We start from the raw sequence: 24,478 nt of genomic DNA on the forward strand, positions 1-24,478 counted from the left end.
ATTATGATACAAGTAAAAAATCTTACCAAAACATACAACGGAACAACCGTTTTAAACATAACTAATTTAGACATTCCAAAAGGTCAAAGTTTTGGATTAGTTGGAAATAACGGAGCCGGAAAAACAACTTTTTTCAGTTTGTTGTTAGATTTAATTCAGCCTTCAACCGGAATGATTACAAGTAATTCGATTCAAATTAACAACAGCGAAAAATGGAAACCATTCACTTCTGCTTTTATCGATGAAAGTTTCTTAATCGGTTATTTAACACCCGAAGAATATTTCTATTTTATTGGCGAACTTCGCGGATGGAACAAAGCCGACGTTGATAGTTTTTTAGTGAAATACGAAGATTTTTTTAACGGAGAAATCTTAAAAAACAAAAAATATTTACGCGATTTATCGAAAGGAAATTCTAAAAAAGTGGGTATCGTTGCCGCTTTAATCGGAGAACCGGAAGTGATTATTCTAGACGAACCGTTTGCCAATTTAGATCCAACCACACAAATCCGTTTGAAAAAAATCATCAAAGAATTAGCTGATGATTCGAACGTGACCATCTTAGTTTCCAGTCACGATTTGCAACATACAGTTGAAGTTTCAAACCGAATTGTCGCTTTACAAAAAGGCGAAGTTGTTCTCGATTTAGTTCCATCCTCAGAAACTTTAAAAGAACTAGAAGCGTTTTTTGCTGCCTAAATCAATAAAATAACACATCATTTCACGTTAATTTTTTCGTGAAATGATGTTTCATTGCAAAAAATCCGCAATATTTTTCTCTATTTCAAAAAGAAACGTATTTTTACCCTTGCTATATACTAAAAGCAGTAGTTTTTAGTTATGCCATTAAACGTTTTTATTTTGAAACCCATTACTCTAAAATATTTTATTTTCTTTATTGCCGCTACCGTTCTGATAGCTTGTTCTACAAAAAAGGATAAGTTTATTAACCGTAACTTTCATGCTGTTAACACAGAATATAACGTTTTGTATAACGGCGAAGTAGCATTTCAAGCAGGTTTGAATGAAGTGCGTGACACTTATAAAGATAATTTTTGGGAAATTCTTCCAATCGAACGCATGCAAACGGAAGAAGAAGCAATCTTACCCGGACAAAAAGCCAAAAACGCCAATTTTGAAAAAGCAGAGGATAAAGCAACCAAAGCAATTCAAAAACGTTCGATGCTTATTGGCGGAAGCGAAAAAAATCCGCAAATGGATGAAGCACATTTATTGCTAGGAAAATCAAGGTATTATGACCAACGATTTATTCCGGCTTTAGAAGCTTTTAATTATATTTTGTATAAAAGTCCGGCCAGCGATAAAATTTATGAAGCCAAAATTTGGAGAGAAAAAACCAATGTTCGCCTTGAAAATGATGCGTTGGCAGTAAACAATCTTTCTAAGTTATTGAGCGAAATCAAATTTAAAGATCAAATTTTTGCTGATGCTAATGCTACTCTAGCTCAGGCTTTTTTAAATTTAGAACAAAAAGACAGTGCGATTTCCAGACTGAGATTAGCAACAAAATTTACTAAAAAAAACGAAGAAGAAGCCCGATACAAATTCATTTTAGGACAATTATTTGAATCGATTAAAGAAAAAGACAGTGCTTTTGCCTACTATCAATCGGTGATTGATATGAAAAGAAATTCGCCAAAACGATATACTATTCAGGCTCACGCAAAGCAAATTCAGCAGTATGATGTTACCAAAGGCGATACAATTGTTCTTTTTGAAAAATTCACAAAATTATTAGAAGACAGAGAAAATCGTCCGTATTTGGATGTTTTATATCATGAAAAAGCGTTAGTTTATGAACGTTTGAAACAACCGGACAATGCGGTTAAAAACTATAATAAATCCTTAAAAGCACAGTCATTAGACAATTATTTATTGGCTTCAAATTATCGAAATTTAGGTGAAATCTATTTCTACAAAGCCAAATACCAAACCGCCGGTCATTATTATGACAGTACATTAGCTTTGCTAAAACCAAGAACTCGTGAGTTCAATGCCTTTAAAAAGAAAAGAGATAATTTAGAAGATGTCATCAAATATGAAGGAATTGCTCAACGAAATGATAGCATTCTTAATGTAGCATCACTTTCTAAAGAAGATAAAGTTGCCTTTTTTGAAGACTATATTACAAAACTTAAAAAGAAAGAAGAAGAAGCTGAAAAATTAGCAATACTTCAAGCAGAAAAAGCAGAAATCGCCGAATCAAATCTTCAAAACTCAAAAGAACTTTCAATTACCAATAAAAAAAGCATTGGAAATCCGGCATTAAATTCCGGTGCTTCAGGATTTTCTGGCGATTCTAAATTTTATTTCTATAACCCAACTACACTAGAATTTGGAAAGAAAGAATTTGCCAAAACATGGGGAAAACGAAATCCCGACGGTAATTGGCGATTGTCTTCCAACCGATCAACACAATCAAAAGAAGAAGAAATAGTAGAACAAAAAGAAGAAGATGTTGCTGTTTCAAAGGAAGCAGATCCAAAATATTCCCCCGAGTTTTATATTTCACAACTACCAACTGCCAAAACAGAACTAGACAGTATTGCCAAAGAAAGAAACTTTGCCTATTATCAATTGGGTGTGATTTATAAAGAAAAATTCAAGGAATATCAATTGGCATCAGACCGTTTAGAAATTTTATTACGAAGCAAACCCGAAGAACGTTTGGTTTTACCGGCAATGTATAATTTGTTTAAAATCTATGAAATCACTGATCCGGCCAAAGCCTTAGCAATGAAAGATAAAATTATCACACAGTTTCCCGATTCTAGATATGCTCAAATATTATCAAAATCAGGAACTTCGGCTGAAAGTTTAATCGATGACCCTGAAATCGTTTACAAAAATCTATACAAATCTTATGAAAAAGGAGAGTATAGAGAAGTGATTGCCAACACTGATTTTGCGATAGAAAAATTCACAGGTGATGAAATCATGCCTAAATTAGAATTACTAAAATCGAAAATTGTAGCTAAAATTAAAGGATTGGCAGAATATAAGAAAGCATTAAATTATGTTGCTTTAACCTATCCAAATTCAGACGAAGGAAAAGATGCCGAAGAGTTGTTGTATGATAACATTCCGTATCTGGAAAGTTTATATTTTGATCAAGGAGAACCAACCAGTTTTAAAGTACTTTATCATGCCGATAATTTAGAAGATAAAAAAGTAAAAACACTGATAGAAAAAATTACCAAATTTATAAAAGATAGAAATCAATCACAATTAACCACTTCTATCGATTTATATACGATGGATAAAAATTTCTTTGTGATTCATGGATTACGTGATGAAGAATATGCCAAAGGCGTTGTTTCAATCCTAAAAGAATTTAAAGACTATAAAATTACAGAGCAAGCAATTGTTATTTCTTCTGAAAATTATAAAATTGTTCAGATGAAAAAGAATTTGCCAGAATATCTTGATCCAAGTTTACGGGTTGTTCCTCCGCCTTATTCACCAAAACCAAAAAGAGCGAAACAACAACAAGAGCGAGCACAGGTTGTTATTCCATCTCAAAACCCAAAACTGCCGCCTACGCAAAGTAAAGGAACCATGCAGCCACCAATGGGCAATGATCCACAAACATCACCAAAAAACAGTCCAAAAGACAATAAAAGCAACGTTCAGGAATCTAGATCTGCAATAATGCCTCCTTCTGAAGGTGAACGGCCAAAAAAAGGATAGTTATGTTTAAAAAAGACTCAAAATCATATACCGACTTACTCGGAAAAACCAACAGAATTGTTGAAGGAACGATTATAAAAGGAGATATAACTACATCAGCCGATTTTAGGTTGGACGGACATTTAATTGGAAATTTTCATTCAAAAGGAAAAATTGTGATTGGTCCAAGCGGAATGGTAAAAGGCGATATTGTTTGCAAAAATGCTGATATTGAAGGTAAATTTGAAGGAAAAATTCAAGTTTCAGAAATTTTAAGCCTAAAATCAAAAGCAATAATTCATGGTGAAGTGATTTGCGGAAAGCTAGCCGTGGAACCCGGAGCAGAATTCAGTGCTTCCTGTGTCATGAAACCCAACGTGAAAACTTTACCACCGCAAAATGAATCAGGATCCGAAGAAAAAACCGCTTAATAAATGGTTGGTTCTAATGAACATTCCGTTTCAAATGGGAGTCATTATTTTTGCAGGAGTTTATTTTGGTAGCTGGCTCGACGAAAAACAACAAAACGAAAATTCACTTTATACTATTATTTTTTCATTGTTAGCTGTTTTTATAGCTTTGTACAATGTGATTCAACAAGTGAAAAATCTTAATAAAGAATAATGTATGAAAGAAAAATTACTGCCTTTTATCAAACAATTTATACCTTTTTCTATTCTTTTATTTGTTTCTCAATTACTGATTACTCGTTTTTTGTTTGCCGAAACACCTTTTTATTATTCGGTTTACAGTATTTATGCTTTTCATTTTATACTCACTTTTTTGTTGTATTTATTTCTGGTTTTTGTCAATGTTACTTTTTTTGATAAAACCGGATATACTTTTCTAGCCACCGGAATTTTGAAGATGATGGCATCGGTTGTGTTTCTTCTTCCGTTAATTCAATCTGATTTTGATGATAAAATTCCGGATGTTGGAGCTTTTTTTATTCCCTTTTTTCTTTTTTTATTATTTGAAACCATTCATTCTGTGAGACTATTAAACGCAGAATGATTGAGTAATCCGTAAAAAACGACCTTCTTTTAAACCTTTATTTAAAAATTGTGTTTATATATTTTCGTTTATTAATAAAATATGTACCTTTGCACGAAATTTTAACGACATTAAATTCTGCTAAATTTTAAAAATGAGAATAGCAAAAAGTACCATTCAGTTCATTGCGGTTTTATTAGTAACGCTGTTGCCGATTTACGGTTTTGCCGGAGGATCACATTCCGATGATAAAGAGTTTAATGCCACAGACTTAATCAATTCGCACATTGGTGATTCGCACGAATTTCACATTGCCGATTGGAATGGTCATCCAATCACATTTTATTTACCTGTTATTTTGTGGACAGAAAACGGATTGAAAGTGTTTTCATCCTCAAAATTTCACCATGATAACGAGGGGAAAGAAGTGGTTGAAATTGATGGAGAAAAATTCGTTCGCTATAAAGAAGTTATTTATTACGCCGATAAATTTGCCGAAATAACAGAGGAGTCAGACAAAAGCGGATTAAATTTTGCCGCAAGACCACTTAATTTTTCTATTACGAAATTGGTTTTCTCGATGTTGATGTCGGTTATCGTTTTATTCTTATTGTTCACGGCCGTTGCACGTTCATACAACAAAAATAAAATGGCTCCAAAAGGATTAGCCGGTTTCTTAGAACCATTGGTTTTGTTCGTTAGAGACGATATTGCGATTCCAAACATCGGACACAAAAATTATGCAAAATATATGCCGTACTTGTTAACCATCTTTTTCTTTATTTGGATTAACAATTTAATTGGTTTAATTCCTTTCTTCCCGTTTAGTTCTAACTTAACCGGAAATATTTATTTCACTTTCGTTTTAGCATTCATTACCTTTTTAATCACTACATTTAGTGCTAATAAAAACTATTGGGGACACATTTTTGCTCCACCGGTTCCAAAAGCATTGTACCCGATTATGTGGCCGGTAGAAATTATCGGAATGTTTACTAAACCTTTTGCATTGATGATTCGTCTTTTTGCTAACATTACAGCGGGACACATTATTATATTGAGTTTAATTTCATTAATTTATATTTTCAAAACCGCATGGATTTCTCCTGTATCGGGAGCATTCGTATTGTTTATGAGTGTCTTGGAAATGTTGGTTGCGGCTCTTCAAGCGTATGTATTTACATTGTTGTCTGCCTTGTTTATCGGTCAAGCTGTTGAAGAACACGACCACCACTAAAATTGAGTTTTTTTAATTATTAACTATATAAATTTAACATTATGGTATTAGCTGGAATCGGTGCTGGATTAGCTGTTATTGGAGCAGGAATCGGTATTGGAAAAATTGGTGGATCTGCTATGGACGCTATGGCAAGACAACCAGAAGCTGCTGGAAAAATTCAAACTGCTATGATTATTGCTGCTGCTCTTATTGAGGGTGTTGCACTTTTCGCAGTAGTAGTTGCTTTAATTGCAAAGTAATTTTCAAAAAAAAGAACACGTTTCGCAACGGTTGGTTGCGAAACTGTTTTTAAAAAAGTAAAACAATTTTAATCTATATAAAACATGAACTTAACTTCACCGGAAAGTTTAATTTTTTGGACAACGATCATCTTTGTGGTATTCTTTTTCTTAATGAAAAAGTTTGCTTGGAAGCCTATTTTAGGAGCTGTAAAAAGCAGAGAAGAATCTATCAACAATGCATTAGCTGCTGCTGAAACAGCAAAATTAGAAATGCAAAACTTGACTGCTTCAAATGAGCGTTTATTAGCCGAAGCCAGAGCAGAAAGAGATGCTATGATGAAAGAAGCTCGTGAAATCAAAGAAAAAATGATTAACGATGCAAAATCTGAAGCTCAAGTTCAAGGCGAGAAAATGATTGCTCAAGCAAAATCAGCTATTGAAAGCGAGAAAAATGCAGCGATGGCTGAATTGAAAAATCAGGTTTCAACGTTGTCAATTGAGATTGCAGAAAAAGTATTAAAAAGCGAATTAGCCAACACAGAAGCTCAAACCAAATTGGTAGAGAAAATGTTAGGCGATGCTAAATTAAATTAATCCGTATGTCAAGAGCTGCGATTAGATATGCCAAAGCAATTATAGAAAATGCTGTTTCCAACGGAAGAGCCGATGCAGTAAATCAAGATATGAAATTGATTAACGAAACGGTAAATTCTAATGAAGAATTAAAGCTTTTTTTAGTTAGTCCTGTTGTAAAACCGGAAGCAAAATTTGATGCCTTGTCTGAAATATTTGCATCCGTTCAAAATGATACCAAAGGATTATTTTTATTGCTGAAAGAAAACAAGCGTTTCGAGATTTTAGGAGAAATCGCAGAGCAATATAATGCTCAACACGATGTGTTAAACGGAATTGAAGTAGCAAAAGTAACTACTGCTTTCCCAATAACTCCGGATTTAGAAGCGAAAGTTTTGGCAAAAATAAAAGAATTTTCAAATAAGAAAATTACGTTAATCAATACAGTAGATCCATCTATCATTGGAGGATTTATTTTGAGAATTGGCGATCAACAATACAATGCTTCTGTGGCAAACAGATTGCAACAATTAAAGAGAGAATTTAGTAATTAATATTCCAATAAAGATATAGAACAATGGCGGAAATTAAACCTGCTGAAATTTCAGCAATATTAAAAAAACAATTATCTGGTTTTGAATCAGGTGCATCGTTAGAAGAAGTAGGAACAGTACTTCAAGTGGGTGATGGTATTGCTCGTGTTTACGGGTTATCAAATGCTCAATACGGAGAGTTAGTACAATTCGACAACGGATTGGAAGCAATCGTATTAAACTTGGAAGAAGACAATGTTGGGGTAGTATTGTTAGGTCCTTCAACAGGTATTAAAGAAGGTTCTACCGTAAAAAGAACACAACGTATCGCTTCCCTAAAAGTAGGTGAGCAAATGGTAGGTCGTGTGGTTGATACGTTAGGAAATCCAATCGATGGTAAAGGACCAATCGGTGGAGATCTTTATGAAATGCCATTGGAAAGAAAAGCTCCCGGAGTAATTTTCCGTCAACCGGTAACTGAACCGTTGCAAACAGGAATCAAATCAATTGATGCGATGATTCCGGTTGGAAGAGGTCAACGTGAGTTGGTTATTGGTGACCGTCAAACTGGTAAAACTACCGTTTGTATCGATACCATTTTAAATCAAAAAGAATTTTATGATGCAGGTCAACCTGTGTTTTGTATCTATGTAGCCATTGGACAAAAAGCGTCAACGGTTGCAGGAATCGCTAAAACATTAGAAGACAAAGGAGCAATGGCTTATACGGTTATCGTGGCGGCAAATGCTTCAGATCCTGCACCAATGCAAGTATATGCTCCATTTGCTGGAGCAGCTATCGGAGAATATTTCCGTGATTCAGGTCGTCCGGCTTTAATTATCTATGACGATTTGTCTAAACAAGCTGTTGCTTACCGTGAGGTTTCTCTTTTATTAAGAAGACCACCGGGACGTGAGGCTTATCCTGGAGACGTTTTCTACCTTCACTCAAGATTATTAGAAAGAGCAGCAAAAATTATTGCTGATGATGATATTGCTAAAGATATGAATGACTTACCGGATTCTTTACGTCCAATCGTAAGAGGTGGAGGTTCATTAACAGCTTTACCAATCATTGAAACACAAGCGGGTGACGTTTCTGCGTATATTCCAACCAACGTAATTTCGATTACTGATGGTCAGATTTTCTTAGATGGTGATTTGTTTAACTCAGGGGTTCGTCCGGCAATTAACGTAGGTATTTCGGTATCACGTGTTGGAGGTAACGCTCAGATTAAATCAATGAAAAAAGTATCAGGTACGTTGAAATTGGATCAAGCTCAATTCCGTGAATTAGAAGCGTTCGCAAAATTTGGTTCAGATTTAGATGCGGTTACATTAAACGTAATTGAAAAAGGAAGAAGAAACGTTGAAATCTTGAAACAAGCCGTAAACGATCCGTACACAGTTGAAGATCAAGTTGCAATTATCTATGCAGGATCTAAAAACTTGTTGAGAAATGTTCCTGTAAATAAAGTAAAAGAATTCGAAAGAGATTACATCGAATACTTGAACAACAAACACAGAGATACATTAAACGCTTTAAAAGCGGGTAAATTCTCAGATGAAATTACTGATGTTTTAGACCGTTCAGCGAAAGAGGTTTCAGCAAAATATAACTAAAAAGTATTAAGTATTAAGTATCAAGAATTAAGACGTCTTGATACTTAATACTTAAATCTTAATACTAAAAAAATGGCAAATTTAAAGGAAATCCGTAATAGAATTAGTTCCGTTTCATCTACGATGCAAATCACATCGGCAATGAAAATGGTTTCTGCCGCAAAGCTAAAAAAGGCTCAAGATGCCATTACAGCAATGCGACCTTATGCCGAAAAATTAACCGAAATTCTACAAAGTTTAAGTGCTTCGATGGAAGGCGAAATTGGCGGAGAATACACCACGCAACGTGAGGTAAAAAAGGTTTTAATTGTGGCCATCACTTCCAACAGAGGTTTGTGTGGTGCTTTTAATACCAATGTTATCAAACAAGTGAAAGTGTTAGCCGATTCGTATGTTGGTAAAAAAGTAGATGTTCTTGCCATTGGTAAAAAAGGAAATGATGTTCTTGGTAAAACATGTTCTGTTATTGCCAATAAAAGCGAAGTTTTTGATGCGTTGACTTTTGATAATGTAGCAGCTATTTCTGAATTATTAACAGAAAAATTCATTTCCGGCGATTACGATAAAATCGAAATTGTGTATAACCAATTCAAAAATGCGGCAACACAAATCGTTCAAACAGAACAATTTTTACCGCTTGCTCCGGTTGTGGGTGCTGCAGTAGCAAGTTCCGATTATATTTTTGAACCATCCAAAGAAGAAATTGTGTTAACGTTGATTCCAAAATCATTAAAAACACAATTATACAAAGCCATCCGCGATTCATTTGCATCCGAACACGGAGCTCGTATGACCGCAATGCACAAAGCAACAGATAACGCAACAGAATTGAGAAATCAATTGAAATTAACCTACAACAAAGCCCGTCAAGCAGCGATTACTAATGAAATTTTAGAAATTGTTGGTGGTGCGGAAGCGTTGAACAATTAGGCGGAGCCAAATTTTCAAATAGCGAAGCGTTGAAAGGATAATCAAAATAACATACATTTATGAAAGTCACGTGAATAGCGTGACTTTTTTATTTTAGATGATATAGTAAGAAACTATAGAAGTCGGCCTTTTTTTCAACTCTATCAACGTAATTTGATACTTTTCCGGAATGACCCGCATCTTTTTCAACTTTTAAATAAATTGGATTTTTTTGTGAAGATCTGCTTTGCAATTTTGCAGCAAATTTATAAGAATGGGAAGCAACAACTCTGTCATCATTTTCAGAGGTAATAATCAATGTTGTAGGATAGTTTACTTCATTTTTTATGTTATGATACGGTGAATAAACCATCATATTATCAAAGTCTTCTTTGTTTTCAGGATCTCCATATTCATCAAACCAATATTTTCCGGCAGTATACTTTCCAAACATGGTCATATCATAAATACCAACAATTGGGATGGCTAATTTGAATAAATCGGGGCGTTGTGTCATCGCAACACCTACCAATAAACCTCCTTGTGAACCACCTGTTATCGCTAATTTTGAATTTGAAGTATATTTTTCCTTAATTAAAAATTCGGCAGCATCTATGAAATCATTAAAGGTGTTAATCTTCTTTTGACCTTTGCCATTGTTATGCCAGTTTCGTCCTTTTTCTCCACCACCGCGAATTTCTGCATAAGCAAAAACACCGCCTTTTTCAAGAAAATATAACAATCCGGTATCATAACGAGGAGTGTTTACTACTCTAAAACCACCATAAGCTTTTAATAAGGTAGGATTTGAGCCGTCTAATTTTACACCTTTTTTATGCACAATTGTGATGGGAATATCTTTGTTATCCCGACTTTTAAATGTGGTATAAGTTGTAACAAAATAATCCAATGGAAACAAAGTAACCTTTGGTCTGATGTATTCATTATAATATTCTTGAGACTTTCCTGTTTCAAGGTTTAATTTAAAATTTCTATACGAAATTACATAGGAAGAAAATGTAACAAATAAATCCTTAGTTTCACTGTTATAAAATTCTACTTCTACATTCATGTTATGAGGAGCGTCAAATTTTCGTAGAAATACCCCATCTTCATTATAAATTCTTAAAATATAATCACCTGCCGATTTATATTTACAAATAATATAATCTCCCAAAAAACGAGTTTCTAATAATAAATTATTAAAGAGTTGAGGAATGATAACTTTTTCATCCTCACGGTTTAAAATAGAAAATGATCGTACATCTCCCCATTCATATTTGTCAGAAGAAAAGTAGATTTTCCCTTTTCGATAAGTGATAAAATCAAAATTAGATTCATCATTACTAATGAACTTATTTAAGGTAATTTTTTCATCTGTTATTGGAGAAAAGTAATAGTTTTTAAAGCCATTTTCTCTTATATTCTCAATTATAAAAAGAGTGTCATTTACGTTTAGAAAAGTAAAATTATTATCGCTTTCAGAAGTGTCAAAAATTAATTTATCATCATTTTGCGAGGTGTTTATTTGATGATAGTAAAGTTGATTAGTAGAATCTTTTGCAAATGCTGTTTGATTGCTGTTTTTTTTATAAAACACGCCAAGACTCTTATTCCAAACTACATTAGAAAATTTCACATTAATGAGCACATCTTCTAAATCTTTTGATTTATGAAATTGTTTAAACCTTATTTCTTGTCGATCGCTTCCATCTGGGGTTAATTTATAAGCAAGGTAATTATTATTAGAAGATGGGTAATAACCTGTTATATAGGCATTTTTGTTATTAGTAATTTCATACGGATTTACAATCTCTACAGCATCATCATTTAAGTTTTTTCTATAAAACAAGGCAGCAGGAAGGTTTTTATCCATTCTATATTGCATATAAAAATAGTTCCCTTTTTTGGTTGGTAGGGCATTGGTAGATAAATAATCATAGTCTTTTATTTTAGAAGCTACATTATGTTCTTTGTTTGTTATTTTAAAGATTGAATCTGTAATGTTATTTTGTAAATCAATCCATTTTTGAGTTTCAGAGGACTTCATTTTTTCTAACCTCGCATATTGATCTTCAAATGTTTTACCGTGATATTCAACAGATGTTGTATTTTTATGCGTGATGGGATAGTTCTGAGAATTTACTAAATAAAAACTTAGAAGAATTATTGTTTGAAGTAGGAAATGTTTCAATTTTTGAGTTTTTTACAAATATAATTAGAAGTCTAAACCTGATTTATGAACTAAAAAGTTGTTTTGAAGTGATAGGTAGAGTTGACTTTTTAAAATTCTATTTACCACAAAATTTTTTTTTAAAATAATTTATAAGAAGCTACAACCGAAATTGTACCAGTGTTCACATTTGAAATATTTCTGAATATATAATAATCTAATCCAACACTATATTTTTCATTAAATGAATAGCCTCCTCCGATTTTTGCTAACGAGGAAAATTTTGATTTTGGTTCGTCAATGGTTATGGAGGGTGCTGAACTAGATGTGAATTCAAAACTTACATTTTCAGTTCTATTTAAAGGCAGAATAATACCATATGATGCATTGACGAATATTTTAGAATTATTATTCAAATCAAAATAATATCTTACTCCAACAGGAAGTTCAACAAACGAGTATTTATACTCACTTTTAAATTCTATATCATAACCAAAATAGGTTGTTACAGGTGTTTGAGCTGAAGGTATTTCTGTTGTAACTGTTCGTCCAATAACATTATTGTACCTTTGGGTAGATTGATCTTTGTAGCCTTGATAAGTTAGCGAAAAAATCATTGCCCATTTATTTTTGCGATAAGGTAAAAGGATTTCAAACTCACCTCCAACTAAAAAATTCACAGACAAATCAGAATTGCTGTGTTCTAATGTTCGCTTCCCGGTGGTTGAAGAAAAAGATACATCAGACTTTAGACCGGTATTAATTGAGGTACCAGCTAATGCCCTAAAAACGTATTTAGATTTTGTTTTATTTTCTAAAAAATCAACATATTCTCCATTAATACATTGATTGTAATCTAAAAAATAATCAATAAACATTTTTTGTTTATACTTCATTTTTCGAAGTTTTTCGGCAGAATTATCCCGGCATTTTACGTTATTGTATAATTCTGTACGATAAGAGAAGTCTTCAATAATCTTACCGTCCTTATTTTCATAACGTTTAAAACTCAGTTGTTTTATTTCTTCATTTTCGTTCTTATAAAAGAACAACCCAGTAGAAACATCTTCATATAACGAAGCTTTCCCTTCTACCAATACTTTTAATATAACTGGTTCAAGTTTCGGATTAAAACCCTCACTATTTTTTTCTCGATCAATATTTACAACTTGTTTTTTATAATAATGCGGAGTGTTATAAACTTGAAAAGAATTGATTTGGTTAAAATCAGTTACTTCTGTTTTACCGTCTTCAGAAAGTTTGTATTCAATTTGTTTAGGTTGGTTAATCCAATCTTGATTTTTTATCAAACATTCAATTTTTTCATTTTGATTGTTTACAAAATATCCTTTTTCAAAAACTACTTGACAGTAGCTGTTTGTTAAAAACAAAAGAAGTAGTAAGTGGAATATTTTTTTCAATGGATTAGATTTAAAATTTATTGAAAGAAAAAAGCTTTTTGATTTTTTAATATTTTTTATTACTAAAGAAATCGATATGAAGCTTGCAATGAAAATGCAACAATATTACTTTGTGGTAATTGAACGGTAGAATAGTTTCCGGATAATGAATATTTATTATTGTAAACATAACCAATGCTAATTTGCTTACCTTTTGTTTGTCTGGATGCGTCTAGAATTCTTAAAGGAACTCCATAATTGATTTCAGGATCATAGCTTCTGTTTTCTGTTTTATCAATAATAAAAATAAATTTATAAGCAACCCCTAAAAAGAGTTTGGAGTTTTTATTTATATGAAAATAATGTCTAAGTCCAAGAGGTAAATCTAGATATGAATATGAGTCCTCTAAGCTTAAAGTTCCGTTATATCCTCCGTATAAATCTCTTGGGCTAGTAGAAAATTCTTGATTTTGTTGTGATTGATAATTTGGAGCAATAAATATTGACCATTTGTTTTTGTGAAATGGCAACAACATTTCTGCTTCAAAACCAAGCATAAAATTAAAGTTAGACGACGATTTATATTTCAATGGTCTATTTTCATAAAAACCTGCAGTAACTATCGATTCCATTGTGTAAAAGTTGACTCCACCGGATGCTTTGAGGTTAAATTCAGTTTTCGTTTTACTTTCATTAAATTCACTATAATTTGCATTAGAACATTCATTAAAATCAATAACGTAATTAACTAACGAATTTTGTTTGTAATTAATTTTACGTAGTTTTTCGGCAGAATTATCCCGGCATTTTAGATTGTTATACAATTCTGTTCGGAACGAAAAATCTTCTATAATTTTACCATCATTATCAGCATGTTTCTTATAAACAAGTTGCTTAATGTCTTCATTGTCAATTTTGTAAAAATAGATACTGCGGGAAATGTCTGCAAATAATGTTGCTTTACCCTCTACCAAAACCCGTAAGATTATTGTTTCAATTTTCGGATTAAAACCTTCAATTTTTGTTTCTCGATCAATATTTACAACTTCTTTTTTATAATAATGATGAGTGTTGTAAACTTGAAAAGAATTGATTTGGTTAAAATCTGTTATTTCTGTTTTACCGTCTTCAGAAAGTTTGTATTCAATTTGTTTAGGTTGATTTATCCAATCTTGATTTTTTATCCAACATTCAATTTTTTCATTTTGATTGTTTATAAAATATCCTTTTTCAAAAACAACTTGACTGTAGCTGTTTGTTAAAAATAAAATGACTAATAATTGCAATGTTTTTTTCATTGGATTAGATTTAAAATTTATTGAAAGGAAAAAGCTTTTTGATTTTTTAATATTTTTTATTGCTAAAGAAATCGATAAGAAGCTTGCAACGAAAATCCAACAATATCACTTTGTGATAATTGCAAGTTAGAATAGTTTGCAGATAAAGACATCTTAGAACTAACTACATAACCAACGCCAAATTTGGTAGAAGTTGAAGCTTTTGAGTTAGTGTTTTCAATGCTTAATGGTGGCAAAATTGGATGTGAAGCTAATGTTTCAAAACTAACGTTTTCAGTTGTGCTTAAATTCAAAATAAACCCATAAGAAGCATTGATGAAAAATTTGTTTTTTTCATTTACGTTAAAGTAATATCTAATTCCAATAGGTACTTCAATAAAAGTATATTTGTGTTCTCTTTCAATTTTTACATCATAACTAAAATACGTATTTACAGGTCCTTGAGATGGAACAGTTGTAATCATATAATAGCGACCCATAACATCATTATAAATTGTAGAAGATTCATTTTTATAACTTTGAAATGTTGGAGAAATATATACTCCCCATTTGTTTTTATTAAATGGAAGAAGTATTTCAAATTCGGTTCCTATAATTGCATTGACTGAGATATCCGAATTAGTATGTTTTATTGATGTATTGTGTTCGGAGGAAAAAAAATTGATTTCCGTTTTCATATTTGTGTTAATTGCGGTCCCTGCAATTGCTTTTAAATTATACAAAAGCTTAGTTTGATTTTCTGTATAATTCTTAAAATCATTATTAACACATTGATTATAATCAGTAAAGTATTTAACTAGCGAATTTTGTTTATAATCAATTTTTCGAAGTTTTTCTGCCGAATTATCCCGGCATTTTACGTTGTTGTATAATTCTGTACGGTAAGAGAAATCTTCAATAATCTTACCGTCCTTATTTTCATAACGTTTAAAAATCAGTTGTTTTATTTCTTCATTTTCGTTTTTATAAAAGAACAACCCAGTAGAGACATCTTCATATAACGAAGCTTTTCCTTCTACCAACACTTTTAATACTACTGGTTTAAGTTTCGGATTAAAACCTTCAACTTTTGTTTCTCGATCAATATTTACAGCTTGTTTTTTATAATAATGATGAGTGTTGTAAACTTGGAAAGAATTTATTTCGTTAAAATCTATTACTTCTGTATTTCCATCTTCAGAAAGTTTGTATTCAATTTGTTTTGGTTGGTTTATCCAATCTTGATTTTTTATGAAACATTCAATTTTTTCATTTTTTTTGTTTACAAAATATCCTTTTTCAAAAACAACTTGACTGTAGCTGTTTGTTAAAAATAAAATGACTAATAATTGCAATGTTTTTTTCATTGGATTAGATTTAAAATTTATCAAACATATAAAAAATTTCCGTAATTTTTAGCAATAAAAATAAAATAAAAAGAGGGTTTTTCTTAAGATTCATAAATGTGTTATTTTCAGTTTTCAAAGATTAAAAAGCAATTCAACTTTAAATCTAATTAGTTATAGAAGGCAACTTTTTTTCGCTTTTTTCACTCTACTGCCACTAATTCAATATGTTAATTTTTAATTAATGACAGAAAAAAGTGATTTAAACAACATAATTTTACTATTTTTATGGATTGATTTTATAGCTTTTTGATGATTAATAAACCAAATTCATACTGTTTTAGAAAAAGTTTTTCCTTTTTTCTGTTACTCTTTTCCACTATTGTTTTTTCTCAAAACGAGACAAACCATTGGTATTTTGGAGAAAATGCAGGCATGAACTTTAGTGACGGTTTGTTCCAAGTACTTAGCGATGGAAGCATGGAAACTCCAGCCGGATGTGCCAGCATTTCAGATAAAGACGGAAATCTATTGTTCTATACAAACGGAAGAGTAGTTTGGAATAAAAATCACGAAATTATTGATGATGCATTTTATTTGGCCAATGAAATAGAAGACATTCAAACTACCATTATCATCCCAAAACCAAATGATGAAACTACTTATTATATTTTTTCGGCTAAAGAAAACCAAGTAAATGGATTAATTCGTTCTATAATCCGTTTCACACCAGAGTTTCCTTTGGGTTATTTAGAAGAACAAAACATCTTGATGGAGCGAAATCCAATCAGCAGAATTGCAGCAATTCATCACGCAGAAAGCAATACCATTAGGTTAATTACTTTTGGAAAGGAAGAAAACTTAGCCGATTCACCAAGAAATACCTTTAGAATTTATAACATTACTGAAAATGGAATTTCATCACCACAAACCTTTATTCAAGATAATCACGCTTTAGGTCCAAAAGGAACAATGAAAATTTCTCCAAACGGTCAGCGAATTGCTATTACAGATTTTGATAATAGGGAGATATATTTGTACGACTTTGATAATGATAATGCATCGATTATCCTTAGCAAAAAATTTAGTACAACTCCTCGATTAGGGTTATTAATAAATCCTTATGGTCTTGAATTTTCGCAAAATTCTGACGTGCTCTACTATTCTGGTAACGATAATTTTGTTGTGCAAGTTGAGCTCAATCCAATAGAGGAGCCTTATCTCCTTCCTCTTTTTATCGTGCCGGATGCCAAATCAATGCAATTGGCTCGAAATGGGAAGATTTACATAGCTCAAGGTAGCGAAGATAATCCGTTAGCAAGAATGAGTGTAATAAACAAACCTCACCTTCCTGCAGAAGCTTGTGATTTACAAGCCAATTCAATAAACTTAAATCCTAGCAGATCAACTAGAGGTTTACCAATTTTTGTTGCTTCCTTTTTACGAAACAGAATAATTATTGAAGACGATTGTGTTGATGCAATTTTCAATTTTGAGCTTGATGCATATGCTCCAATACAATCGGTTTTGTGGGATTTTGGCGACGGAACAACATCAACTTTAATGAACCCCACCCACCAATTCTCAACTTCCGGAATGCACTTTATTAAAGCAACAATAGTTATAAACGATTATCCGGTTGTTCTATATAAAGATTTAGAAGTTTATCCTTTGCCTTCACTGGATCCTGATCAAGTTCTAATTCAGTGTGATTCAGATAATGATGGAGTATCATTTTTTAATCTTGAAGAAATTGGAAATAAAATGAATAATCCAAATCCGGATTATGAATATTATTTTTATAAGACTTTGAATGATGCAACTCTCAATACAAATCAAATTGAAGATCACGAAACTTATCAAAACCAAACAAATCCCGAAGAAATTTTTGTAAAAATAATTAGTCCGGAAGGCTGTGAATCAATCAGTAATTTTTTCATTGAAGCATCCTATGTTGTTTTAGACCCAATTAGCAACATGTATACCTGCGAAGATTCAGATCTTATTTTAAATAATGGTGAAGGAACATTTAACATAGGAATTAAAGAAGATCAAATCCGAAGTCAATTCAACATTCCTTCTTCCTCTATAGTTAGTTTTTTTACAAGTGAACAAGATGCTCAAACAAAAGCAAATCAAATTGAAGGAAGATATCATACAACTTCAACGGCTATAATTTGGGTTAGAATAGAAAATGATGATTTTTCGTGTGGAGGAATTGGTCCAATTCAGTTAATTGTTAATGATGAGATAGTTTTAGATATTCAAGAACGTTATACAATCTGCGATCCTTTAATGCAGCCTGCCATAATTTTAGATGGTGGCATTGATAATGAAACTTGGATATGGAAAAAATCACCCGGCGGGGTTGTTTCAACATCTAGATTATTTTCAGTAACAGAAACCGGAAATTTTTCAGTATCAGTTACTAAAACAGAAAATGGAATACAATGTTCTGTAACCAAAAGTTTTATTGTTCGCGACGTAAGCACACCAGAATTTAGAACAGTAACTGTAAATGACAACCAAATTTATGTTGCTGTAACCGGCAATAGTCTTTACGAATTTTCAATAAATGGATTCAACTATTACGGCGAAGGAACTTCCTATACGTTTAACAATGTTCAACCGGGATTACACACCATTTATGTGAGAGATATTAATAAATGCGAAAAACCACTAAGTACCGAGGTTTTTATACTCAGTTTCCCTAAATATTTTACTCCAAACGGAGATGGTGAAAATGATTACTGGAAACTTAGCGATGAAGTAACAAACTTGTATCCGGACTTAAAAATTTACATTTATAATCGTTATGGAATTTTATTATTCTATATGGATTACAATAACTTATTAAAAGGTTGGGATGGCAATTTTAACGGAAAACCATTACCATCTTCAGATTATTGGTATTCAGTTTATTTTGAAGATGGAAGAAATTTAAAAGGACACTTTTCGCTCAAACGATAATTTCACTTTACATTAATTTTCAGTAAAAATCAATATCCTTTTTATATTTGATAATCTAATTTTTTAAAGATGAAATTTTACGCTCCCATTTTTGCTTTTTTACTATTCCAAACCATTTTCTCTCAATCCTTATCGTTACCCGAAATCATGAAAGGTGATGAATTTATCGGATATCAACCCGAAAATCACCGTTGGTCTATTGATGGTTCTGTAGTTTATTTTGATTGGAATCCGAAAAATGAAAAAGGAAATAGTACTTATTTCTGGAAAAAAGGAATGAAATCGCCTGAATTACTTCAAAAAGAAATTTCCTTTACGGAAGAAAATTTCGACAATCAAAAGCAATTTAATGAAGTGTATTATACCCAAAATGGCAATTTGTTTTCGTATGATAAAAAAGCAAAAACCCACAAAAAAGTAATTGTTTCATCGGGCAGAATTTCAAATGTGCAACGAAGCGATAATCCGAAACTAATTTTCTTCCAACAAAACAATAACATTTTTCAATTGAATTTGACTGATTTTTCAATGATTCAACTCACCAATTTCAAACAAGGAAAAGAATCGGAAAAGAAAGAAAAAGACAACTTTTTAATCAATCAACAAAAAGAATTATTTCAATTTGTAAACGATCAGGAAGCTCAAAAAGAATGGAATAAATCCAAATCAGAATCAGACGAAAAAGCTTTTCCAAAAGAATTTTTTTATGATAAAGTTTCGATGGAACAAATTACGCCATCACCAAATGGAAAATTTGTCACATTCAGGCAATCAGATTATCCAACATCCAATCCAACCAATGTAGAACAATTTATTACCGCCGATGGTTATACCAAAAACACTAATGCACGTTCTAAAGTTTCAATAGAAAATTTCTCTAAACACAAATTAGGAATTTATTCTGCCGAAAAAGATTCCGTTTCTTTTGTGTCATTTTCTAATTTAACCGGCATTTCAGAATTTCCGAAATATTACAAAGAATACGATAATTTAAAAGACAAAGAAAAAGCAGAAAAAGCCATTGTCATGCAATCTCCAATTTTTAACGAAGATGGAAGTTTAGCCGTTTTAGAAATCCGAAGTCAAGACAACAAAGACCGTTGGATTGTGCAATTGGATTTGAATTCGGCGACCATTACCGAACTCGATCATCAACACGACGAAGCGTGGATAGATGGTCCGGGGATTCCGGGATATCCTTTCAGTCGAGGAACGTTAGGCTTTTTGAAAGATAATCAAACAATTTATTTTCAATCAGAAGCAAGTGGTTTTTCGCATTTGTATGTGATGAATTTAAAAACCAAACAGAAAACCCAGTTAACCAAAGGCAATTGGGAAGTTCGTCATGTAAAACTTTCCAACGATGGAAAATCATTTTATATCACCACAAACACAACTCATCCGGGCAACCGAGAATTTTATAAAGTAGATATCGCTTCGCAAAAAATGACTCCAATTTTAACCAAAGAAGGAGCTCACGAAGTAGAAATTTCTCCAGACGAAAAAACGTTGTTGGTTCGCTATTCGTCTAAAAATAAACCGTGGGAATTGTATGTTGCTGATAACAAACCGAACACGACTTTACAACAAATTACCTTTTCAACGAACAAAACGTTTGATAATTACCCTTGGAAATCACCCGAAGTTATCACATTCAAAGCCAAAGACGGAACGGATGTGTATGCTCGAATTTATGAACCAAAATCGGAAAATAAAAACAAAGCAGCCATCATTTTTGTGCACGGTGCGGGTTATTTGCAAAATGCTCATAATTTTTGGAGTAGCTATCATCGCGAATATATGTTTCACAATTTGTTGACCGATTTGGGTTATACCGTTTTAGATATCGATTATCGTGGAAGCGATGGTTATGGTCGCGAAGTTCGAACCGGAATTTACCGTCACATGGGCGGATTGGATTTAGAAGATCATTTAGACGGAAAACAATTTTTGGTTTCACAAAAAGGAATTGATGCAAGCCGAGTTGGCATTTATGGTGGTTCCTACGGTGGTTTTATCACATTAATGGCGTTACTCACTCAGCCCGGCGAGTTTAAAGCCGGAGCAGCGTTGCGTTCGGTGACAGATTGGGCTCATTACAACCACGGTTACACCGGAAATATTTTGAATTTTCCTGAAACCGATCCAAAAGCCTATCAAAAAAGTTCACCAATTTATTTTGCCGATAAATTGCAAGATAAATTATTGATGTTGCATGGAATGGTAGACAACAATGTGCAATTTCAAGATGTTGTTCGCTTATCGCAACGATTTATCGAATTAGGAAAAAAAGATTGGGATTTAGCAGTTTATCCGGTGGAATCGCACGGATTTAAAGAAACGTATTCGTGGGTAGATGAATACACTCGAATTTTGAATTTGTTTAATGAAACGTTATTGAAGAACAATTAAATCTTCGCCGCTGATTAACAGATCGTTATTTACGTATAATCTGCGAATCAGCTGAAAATAAAATAAAAAAATTTGTGATAATTCGTGAAATTCGTGGCTAAAAATAAAAATCAAAAGTAAAATGCAACTAAAAGAAATCACAACCAAAGCAGAAATGCTTCAACAATTGCCTTTAATTCAGCAATTGTATCCTGAATTTACCGATCAAATTTATAGTGATTTGTTAGACGAAATGCTACCCAACAACTACAAACAATTAGTTGCTTTTGAAAACGAAATAGCCGTTGGACTTTCCGGTTTTTGGGTAGGAACTAAATTATGGTGCGGAAAATATTTAGAATTGGATAATGTGATTGTTCATCCGAATCATCGTTCCAAAGGTGTTGGCAAGTTACTGACAGAATATTTGAATCAGAAAGCCAGTGATTTAGGTTGTAAAGTCGTTGCTTTAGATGCTTACACTAATAATTTTCCGGCTCATAAATTTTATTTTAATCACGGTTTTGTACCGAAAGGATTTCATTTTGTAAAATTTTTGGAGGAGAAGAGTTAATTCAACCTTTTTCTTTAACAGGATCTTGTCTTGAATCGAAAACATCCGTTACATAAACTCTATTTTCATCGACGCTGTAATAATAGATAATCTTGTAATTACCACAAATCAATCGTTTATGATTTTTATTAAGATAACCTAAAAATTCATCTTCTTGCCATTCAACTTCTTTGTTTTTAAGTGTTTCTATAGAAGTTATTATTTGTAATTTAATCTTTTTTTTGCAATTTTTACCGAAGCGTAAATGCAATAATAATCATAAATAGATTTGATTTGAAATAGAGCAAAATGAGTAATTACAACTTTTCTCATCTATAAATCGTCAACATCTATAAATCGTCCCAATTTTATATCTTGCTCAGACTGTTCCGCCCTTTTTTTATATTCATCAACAGTAAATGGGCTTAAAACAGCCGCCGTTTTTTGCTTTTTAGCAAAAGCCAATAGCGATTTTATTGAGTTAATAAGATTTTCATCTTGAATCAACTCTAACTCTTTTTGAATTTTTTTTATTTCAAGTGATACATTCATAACTTTATTTTTTACAAACTTACAAAAACTTTCAATTGGTTGTTTTTCAAGTTCAAAGAACCACAGATTATGTTGTTTCATTTAAATCTAATTTCGAAGGATAATTAGTATTTTTATAAAATGAAAAAATTGCTTTACATACAATTACTGTTTTTATTAGGATGTGCTTCAAAAGAAATCTTCCAAACCCAATTTCCCATTCCAATTTCTGATTATTTTTATGAAGTTAAAGGCAATCAAACTTATTTTCTGATTGAATTTCAACAATCCATTTCAGAAGAAATTAGACTGGAAAAACTCTATTTCAGAAACCAAACTGCAGTAATTAAACTGATTTCCGATCAAAAAGCAGAAGCTGTTTTCATTAAACCGGATTTAATTCTCGATGCAAATCCTGAAAATGAATACGGAAATCAACCGCCAATTCCTCAAAAACAGCGATTTCAATTAATTTCTGATGAAGCTGTTTTAGAATTCACTCAAAACGGCAAAATAAAACACTACAAATTCATCAACATAACCGAAAAGTCAAATAAATAGTTAATTTTGCTTGATTGCAAAATAAATTCAACAGCCGCTTTGGGACTTTATAAATCACTTTTTAAACAAACTGCCATTTATGGGCTAGCGACCGTGCTTCCCAGAATGTTGAGTTTTTTGTTGGTTCCGCTTTACACAGATATTTTGAACCCCAGCGAATACGGCGAAGTTTCAATTATTTTTTCATGGTTGGTGTTATTTAATGTGATTTTGGCCTACGGAATGGAGACCGCTTTTTTCCGATTTTATAATTCTCATGACGATAAACGTGCCGTCATCGGAACATCAACGATTTCCATTTTTTGGACAACAATTGTGTTCTTAATTGGTTCACTTTTATTCCGAAATACGTTAGCCAATCTTTCCGGAATTGATGTGGAATATATCACGTACACCATTTGGATTTTGGTCTTGGACGCATTGGTTATCATTCCGTTTTCAAAACTGAGAGCCTATCAACGCTCAATTGTTTATGCCATTATTAAAATTGGAAATGTTGCAGTCAATTTGGGATTGAATGTTTTCTTTTTAGTTTATTTACCGAAAATAGCAGCCGCAAACCCAGATAGTTTTCTAGCCAGTTTGTATGTAGAAAACTTTCAAATTGGTTATATTTTTGTTGCTGGTATTATTGCCAGTTTATTGACTTTAATTGTTCTTTCGCCCAATTATTTTCATATTCAATGGCATTTTGATACGCAACTCTGGAAAAAAATGCTTCGTTATGGTTTCCCAATTTTAATTGCCGGATTAGCATTTGCCATAAACGAACATTTTGATAAAATTTTGCTCGAAATCTTTAACATCAGCAAATCTGAAATTGGGGCATATTCCGCTTGTTACAAAATCGGTTTGTTTATGGTGCTTTTCAGAACTGCCTATTCTTTGGGAATTGAACCATTTTTCTTTAGCTATGCTAAAAACGAAAATGCACCGCAAACCTACGCTGATGTCACCAAATATTTTGTGATTTTTGGCTCATTAATTTCATTATCTGTTATTGTATTTGCCGATATTTTAAAATTATTTTTGATTCCGAATGAAACGTATTGGTCAGCTATGAAAGTTGTTCCGTTGATTGTTTTGGCGAATTTCTTTTTAGGAATTTACACGAATCTTTCCGTTTGGTATAAGTTGACTGACCGAACCAAAATGGGTGCTTATATTTCAATTGTTGGAGCAATCATCACCTTAACAATCAACTTTTTATTAATAGAAAAATTCAGTTATATGGGTTCTGCCATTGCAACAATTGCTGCGTATGGCAGTATGATGGCCATTTCGTATTACCTCGGAAATCGTCATTACCCCATTCCGTACGATAAAAACAAAATTGGAGGCTATTTAGGACTTTCCATCCTGTTTTCTTTTGTGTATTTTTACGGATTCAGAGAAAACTACTTTGTTGGAGTCGGATTATTACTTGTTTTTATTTATTTTGTCTATCGAAATGAGAAAAATACACTTTTGCGAATAGTAAAAAAATCATCTTAAA

General features: G+C 32.2%; 21 protein-coding genes. 16 read left to right on the plus strand and 5 right to left on the minus strand.

What is annotated here, in order from left to right; translation table 11 throughout:
• The first annotated feature begins 3 nt into the window (after positions 1–3).
• The 11 genes from AC23MC_RS03405 (at position 4) to atpG (ending at position 9,802) form a co-directional block, all read left to right on the plus strand.
• Complete coding sequence (locus tag AC23MC_RS03405; RefSeq protein WP_487567095.1) at positions 4–699, plus strand: ABC transporter ATP-binding protein; 696 nt, start codon at positions 4–6, stop codon at positions 697–699.
• Positions 700–861: 162 nt separating this feature from the next.
• A complete protein-coding gene (gene porW / locus AC23MC_RS03410; protein ID WP_487567094.1) occupies positions 862–3,711 on the plus strand; it encodes a type IX secretion system periplasmic lipoprotein PorW/SprE in 2,850 nt (949 codons plus the stop codon).
• 2 nt (positions 3,712–3,713) lie between these two features.
• On the plus strand, positions 3,714–4,121 hold the full coding sequence (locus AC23MC_RS03415) for a bactofilin family protein (protein WP_487567093.1): 408 nt from the start codon (positions 3,714–3,716) through the stop codon (positions 4,119–4,121).
• 16 nt (positions 4,122–4,137) lie between these two features.
• Complete coding sequence (locus tag AC23MC_RS03420; RefSeq protein WP_487567092.1) at positions 4,138–4,314, plus strand: AtpZ/AtpI family protein; 177 nt, start codon at positions 4,138–4,140, stop codon at positions 4,312–4,314.
• 3 nt (positions 4,315–4,317) lie between these two features.
• On the plus strand, positions 4,318–4,704 hold the full coding sequence (locus AC23MC_RS03425) for a hypothetical protein (protein WP_487567091.1): 387 nt from the start codon (positions 4,318–4,320) through the stop codon (positions 4,702–4,704).
• Positions 4,705–4,837: 133 nt separating this feature from the next.
• Positions 4,838–5,920 (plus strand): F0F1 ATP synthase subunit A, encoded by a 1,083-nt coding sequence (gene atpB, locus AC23MC_RS03430; RefSeq protein ID WP_487567090.1) that lies wholly within the window; start codon positions 4,838–4,840, stop codon positions 5,918–5,920.
• 41 nt (positions 5,921–5,961) lie between these two features.
• Positions 5,962–6,162, plus strand: a complete 201-nt coding sequence (gene atpE / locus AC23MC_RS03435) for an ATP synthase F0 subunit C (protein WP_023578147.1) — start codon at positions 5,962–5,964, stop codon at positions 6,160–6,162.
• Between the two features lie 84 nt (positions 6,163–6,246).
• Positions 6,247–6,738, plus strand: coding sequence for a F0F1 ATP synthase subunit B (locus AC23MC_RS03440; protein WP_487567089.1), 492 nt, complete (start codon positions 6,247–6,249; stop codon positions 6,736–6,738).
• A complete protein-coding gene (gene atpH, locus AC23MC_RS03445; RefSeq protein WP_487567132.1) occupies positions 6,738–7,271 on the plus strand; it encodes an ATP synthase F1 subunit delta in 534 nt (177 codons plus the stop codon). The genes AC23MC_RS03440 and atpH overlap by 1 nt, the downstream gene beginning before the upstream one ends.
• Before the next feature lie 23 nt (positions 7,272–7,294).
• Positions 7,295–8,872, plus strand: a complete 1,578-nt coding sequence (gene atpA, locus AC23MC_RS03450) for a F0F1 ATP synthase subunit alpha (protein ID WP_248436453.1) — start codon at positions 7,295–7,297, stop codon at positions 8,870–8,872.
• A gap of 72 nt (positions 8,873–8,944) precedes the next feature.
• Complete coding sequence (gene atpG, locus AC23MC_RS03455) at positions 8,945–9,802, plus strand: ATP synthase F1 subunit gamma (protein ID WP_487567088.1); 858 nt, start codon at positions 8,945–8,947, stop codon at positions 9,800–9,802.
• Between the two features lie 88 nt (positions 9,803–9,890).
• On the opposite strand, the gene AC23MC_RS03460 is transcribed toward atpG, so the two are convergent.
• From AC23MC_RS03460 to AC23MC_RS03475, 4 genes are all read right to left on the minus strand, one after another.
• Positions 9,891–11,975, minus strand: coding sequence for a prolyl oligopeptidase family serine peptidase (locus AC23MC_RS03460; protein ID WP_487567087.1), 2,085 nt, complete (start codon positions 11,973–11,975; stop codon positions 9,891–9,893).
• Positions 11,976–12,094: 119 nt separating this feature from the next.
• A complete protein-coding gene (locus tag AC23MC_RS03465; protein WP_487567086.1) occupies positions 12,095–13,375 on the minus strand; it encodes an outer membrane beta-barrel protein in 1,281 nt (426 codons plus the stop codon).
• A gap of 62 nt (positions 13,376–13,437) precedes the next feature.
• Positions 13,438–14,652, minus strand: coding sequence for a hypothetical protein (locus AC23MC_RS03470; protein WP_487567085.1), 1,215 nt, complete (start codon positions 14,650–14,652; stop codon positions 13,438–13,440).
• 62 nt (positions 14,653–14,714) lie between these two features.
• A complete protein-coding gene (locus AC23MC_RS03475) occupies positions 14,715–15,998 on the minus strand; it encodes a hypothetical protein (RefSeq protein WP_487567084.1) in 1,284 nt (427 codons plus the stop codon).
• A gap of 414 nt (positions 15,999–16,412) precedes the next feature.
• Here AC23MC_RS03475 and AC23MC_RS03480 point away from each other — a divergent pair, with 414 nt between their 5' ends.
• The 3 genes from AC23MC_RS03480 (at position 16,413) to AC23MC_RS03490 (ending at position 21,912) form a co-directional block, all read left to right on the plus strand.
• Positions 16,413–18,947, plus strand: coding sequence for a T9SS type B sorting domain-containing protein (locus AC23MC_RS03480; RefSeq protein WP_487567083.1), 2,535 nt, complete (start codon positions 16,413–16,415; stop codon positions 18,945–18,947).
• Between the two features lie 69 nt (positions 18,948–19,016).
• A complete protein-coding gene (locus tag AC23MC_RS03485; protein ID WP_487567082.1) occupies positions 19,017–21,359 on the plus strand; it encodes a S9 family peptidase in 2,343 nt (780 codons plus the stop codon).
• Positions 21,360–21,480: 121 nt separating this feature from the next.
• Positions 21,481–21,912, plus strand: a complete 432-nt coding sequence (locus AC23MC_RS03490; RefSeq protein ID WP_487567081.1) for a GNAT family N-acetyltransferase — start codon at positions 21,481–21,483, stop codon at positions 21,910–21,912.
• A gap of 312 nt (positions 21,913–22,224) precedes the next feature.
• Here the strand turns inward: AC23MC_RS03490 and AC23MC_RS03495 are convergent, their stop codons facing one another.
• Positions 22,225–22,524: a hypothetical protein gene (locus AC23MC_RS03495; protein WP_487567080.1), complete on the minus strand. Its 300-nt coding sequence runs from the start codon at positions 22,522–22,524 to the stop codon at positions 22,225–22,227.
• A gap of 39 nt (positions 22,525–22,563) precedes the next feature.
• Between AC23MC_RS03495 and AC23MC_RS03500 the strand changes: the two genes are divergently transcribed.
• Positions 22,564–22,983 carry a hypothetical protein gene (locus AC23MC_RS03500; protein WP_487567079.1) on the plus strand — a complete coding sequence of 140 codons (420 nt, stop codon included), beginning with the start codon at positions 22,564–22,566 and terminating at the stop codon, positions 22,981–22,983.
• A gap of 39 nt (positions 22,984–23,022) precedes the next feature.
• Positions 23,023–24,477: a lipopolysaccharide biosynthesis protein gene (locus tag AC23MC_RS03505; RefSeq protein ID WP_487567131.1), complete on the plus strand. Its 1,455-nt coding sequence runs from the start codon at positions 23,023–23,025 to the stop codon at positions 24,475–24,477.
• The last annotated feature ends 1 nt before the right edge of the window (position 24,478 follow it).

Source organism: Flavobacterium sp. T50_26 (genome assembly GCF_057652995.1).

Coding starts and splice junctions, on each gene's coding strand:
- AC23MC_RS03475 (WP_487567084.1), bottom strand. CDS start 15,998: ATGAAAAAAACATTGCAATTATTAGTCATTTTATTTTTAACAAACAGC.
- AC23MC_RS03495 (WP_487567080.1), bottom strand. CDS start 22,524: ATGAAACAACATAATCTGTGGTTCTTTGAACTTGAAAAACAACCAATT.
- atpA (WP_248436453.1), top strand. CDS start 7,295: ATGGCGGAAATTAAACCTGCTGAAATTTCAGCAATATTAAAAAAACAA.
- AC23MC_RS03440 (WP_487567089.1), top strand. CDS start 6,247: ATGAACTTAACTTCACCGGAAAGTTTAATTTTTTGGACAACGATCATC.
- AC23MC_RS03485 (WP_487567082.1), top strand. CDS start 19,017: ATGAAATTTTACGCTCCCATTTTTGCTTTTTTACTATTCCAAACCATT.
- atpE (WP_023578147.1), top strand. CDS start 5,962: ATGGTATTAGCTGGAATCGGTGCTGGATTAGCTGTTATTGGAGCAGGA.
- AC23MC_RS03470 (WP_487567085.1), bottom strand. CDS start 14,652: ATGAAAAAAACATTGCAATTATTAGTCATTTTATTTTTAACAAACAGC.
- AC23MC_RS03420 (WP_487567092.1), top strand. CDS start 4,138: ATGAACATTCCGTTTCAAATGGGAGTCATTATTTTTGCAGGAGTTTAT.
- atpB (WP_487567090.1), top strand. CDS start 4,838: ATGAGAATAGCAAAAAGTACCATTCAGTTCATTGCGGTTTTATTAGTA.
- AC23MC_RS03405 (WP_487567095.1), top strand. CDS start 4: ATGATACAAGTAAAAAATCTTACCAAAACATACAACGGAACAACCGTT.
- AC23MC_RS03480 (WP_487567083.1), top strand. CDS start 16,413: ATGAACTTTAGTGACGGTTTGTTCCAAGTACTTAGCGATGGAAGCATG.
- AC23MC_RS03490 (WP_487567081.1), top strand. CDS start 21,481: ATGCAACTAAAAGAAATCACAACCAAAGCAGAAATGCTTCAACAATTG.
- AC23MC_RS03425 (WP_487567091.1), top strand. CDS start 4,318: ATGAAAGAAAAATTACTGCCTTTTATCAAACAATTTATACCTTTTTCT.
- atpG (WP_487567088.1), top strand. CDS start 8,945: ATGGCAAATTTAAAGGAAATCCGTAATAGAATTAGTTCCGTTTCATCT.
- AC23MC_RS03500 (WP_487567079.1), top strand. CDS start 22,564: ATGAAAAAATTGCTTTACATACAATTACTGTTTTTATTAGGATGTGCT.
- AC23MC_RS03415 (WP_487567093.1), top strand. CDS start 3,714: ATGTTTAAAAAAGACTCAAAATCATATACCGACTTACTCGGAAAAACC.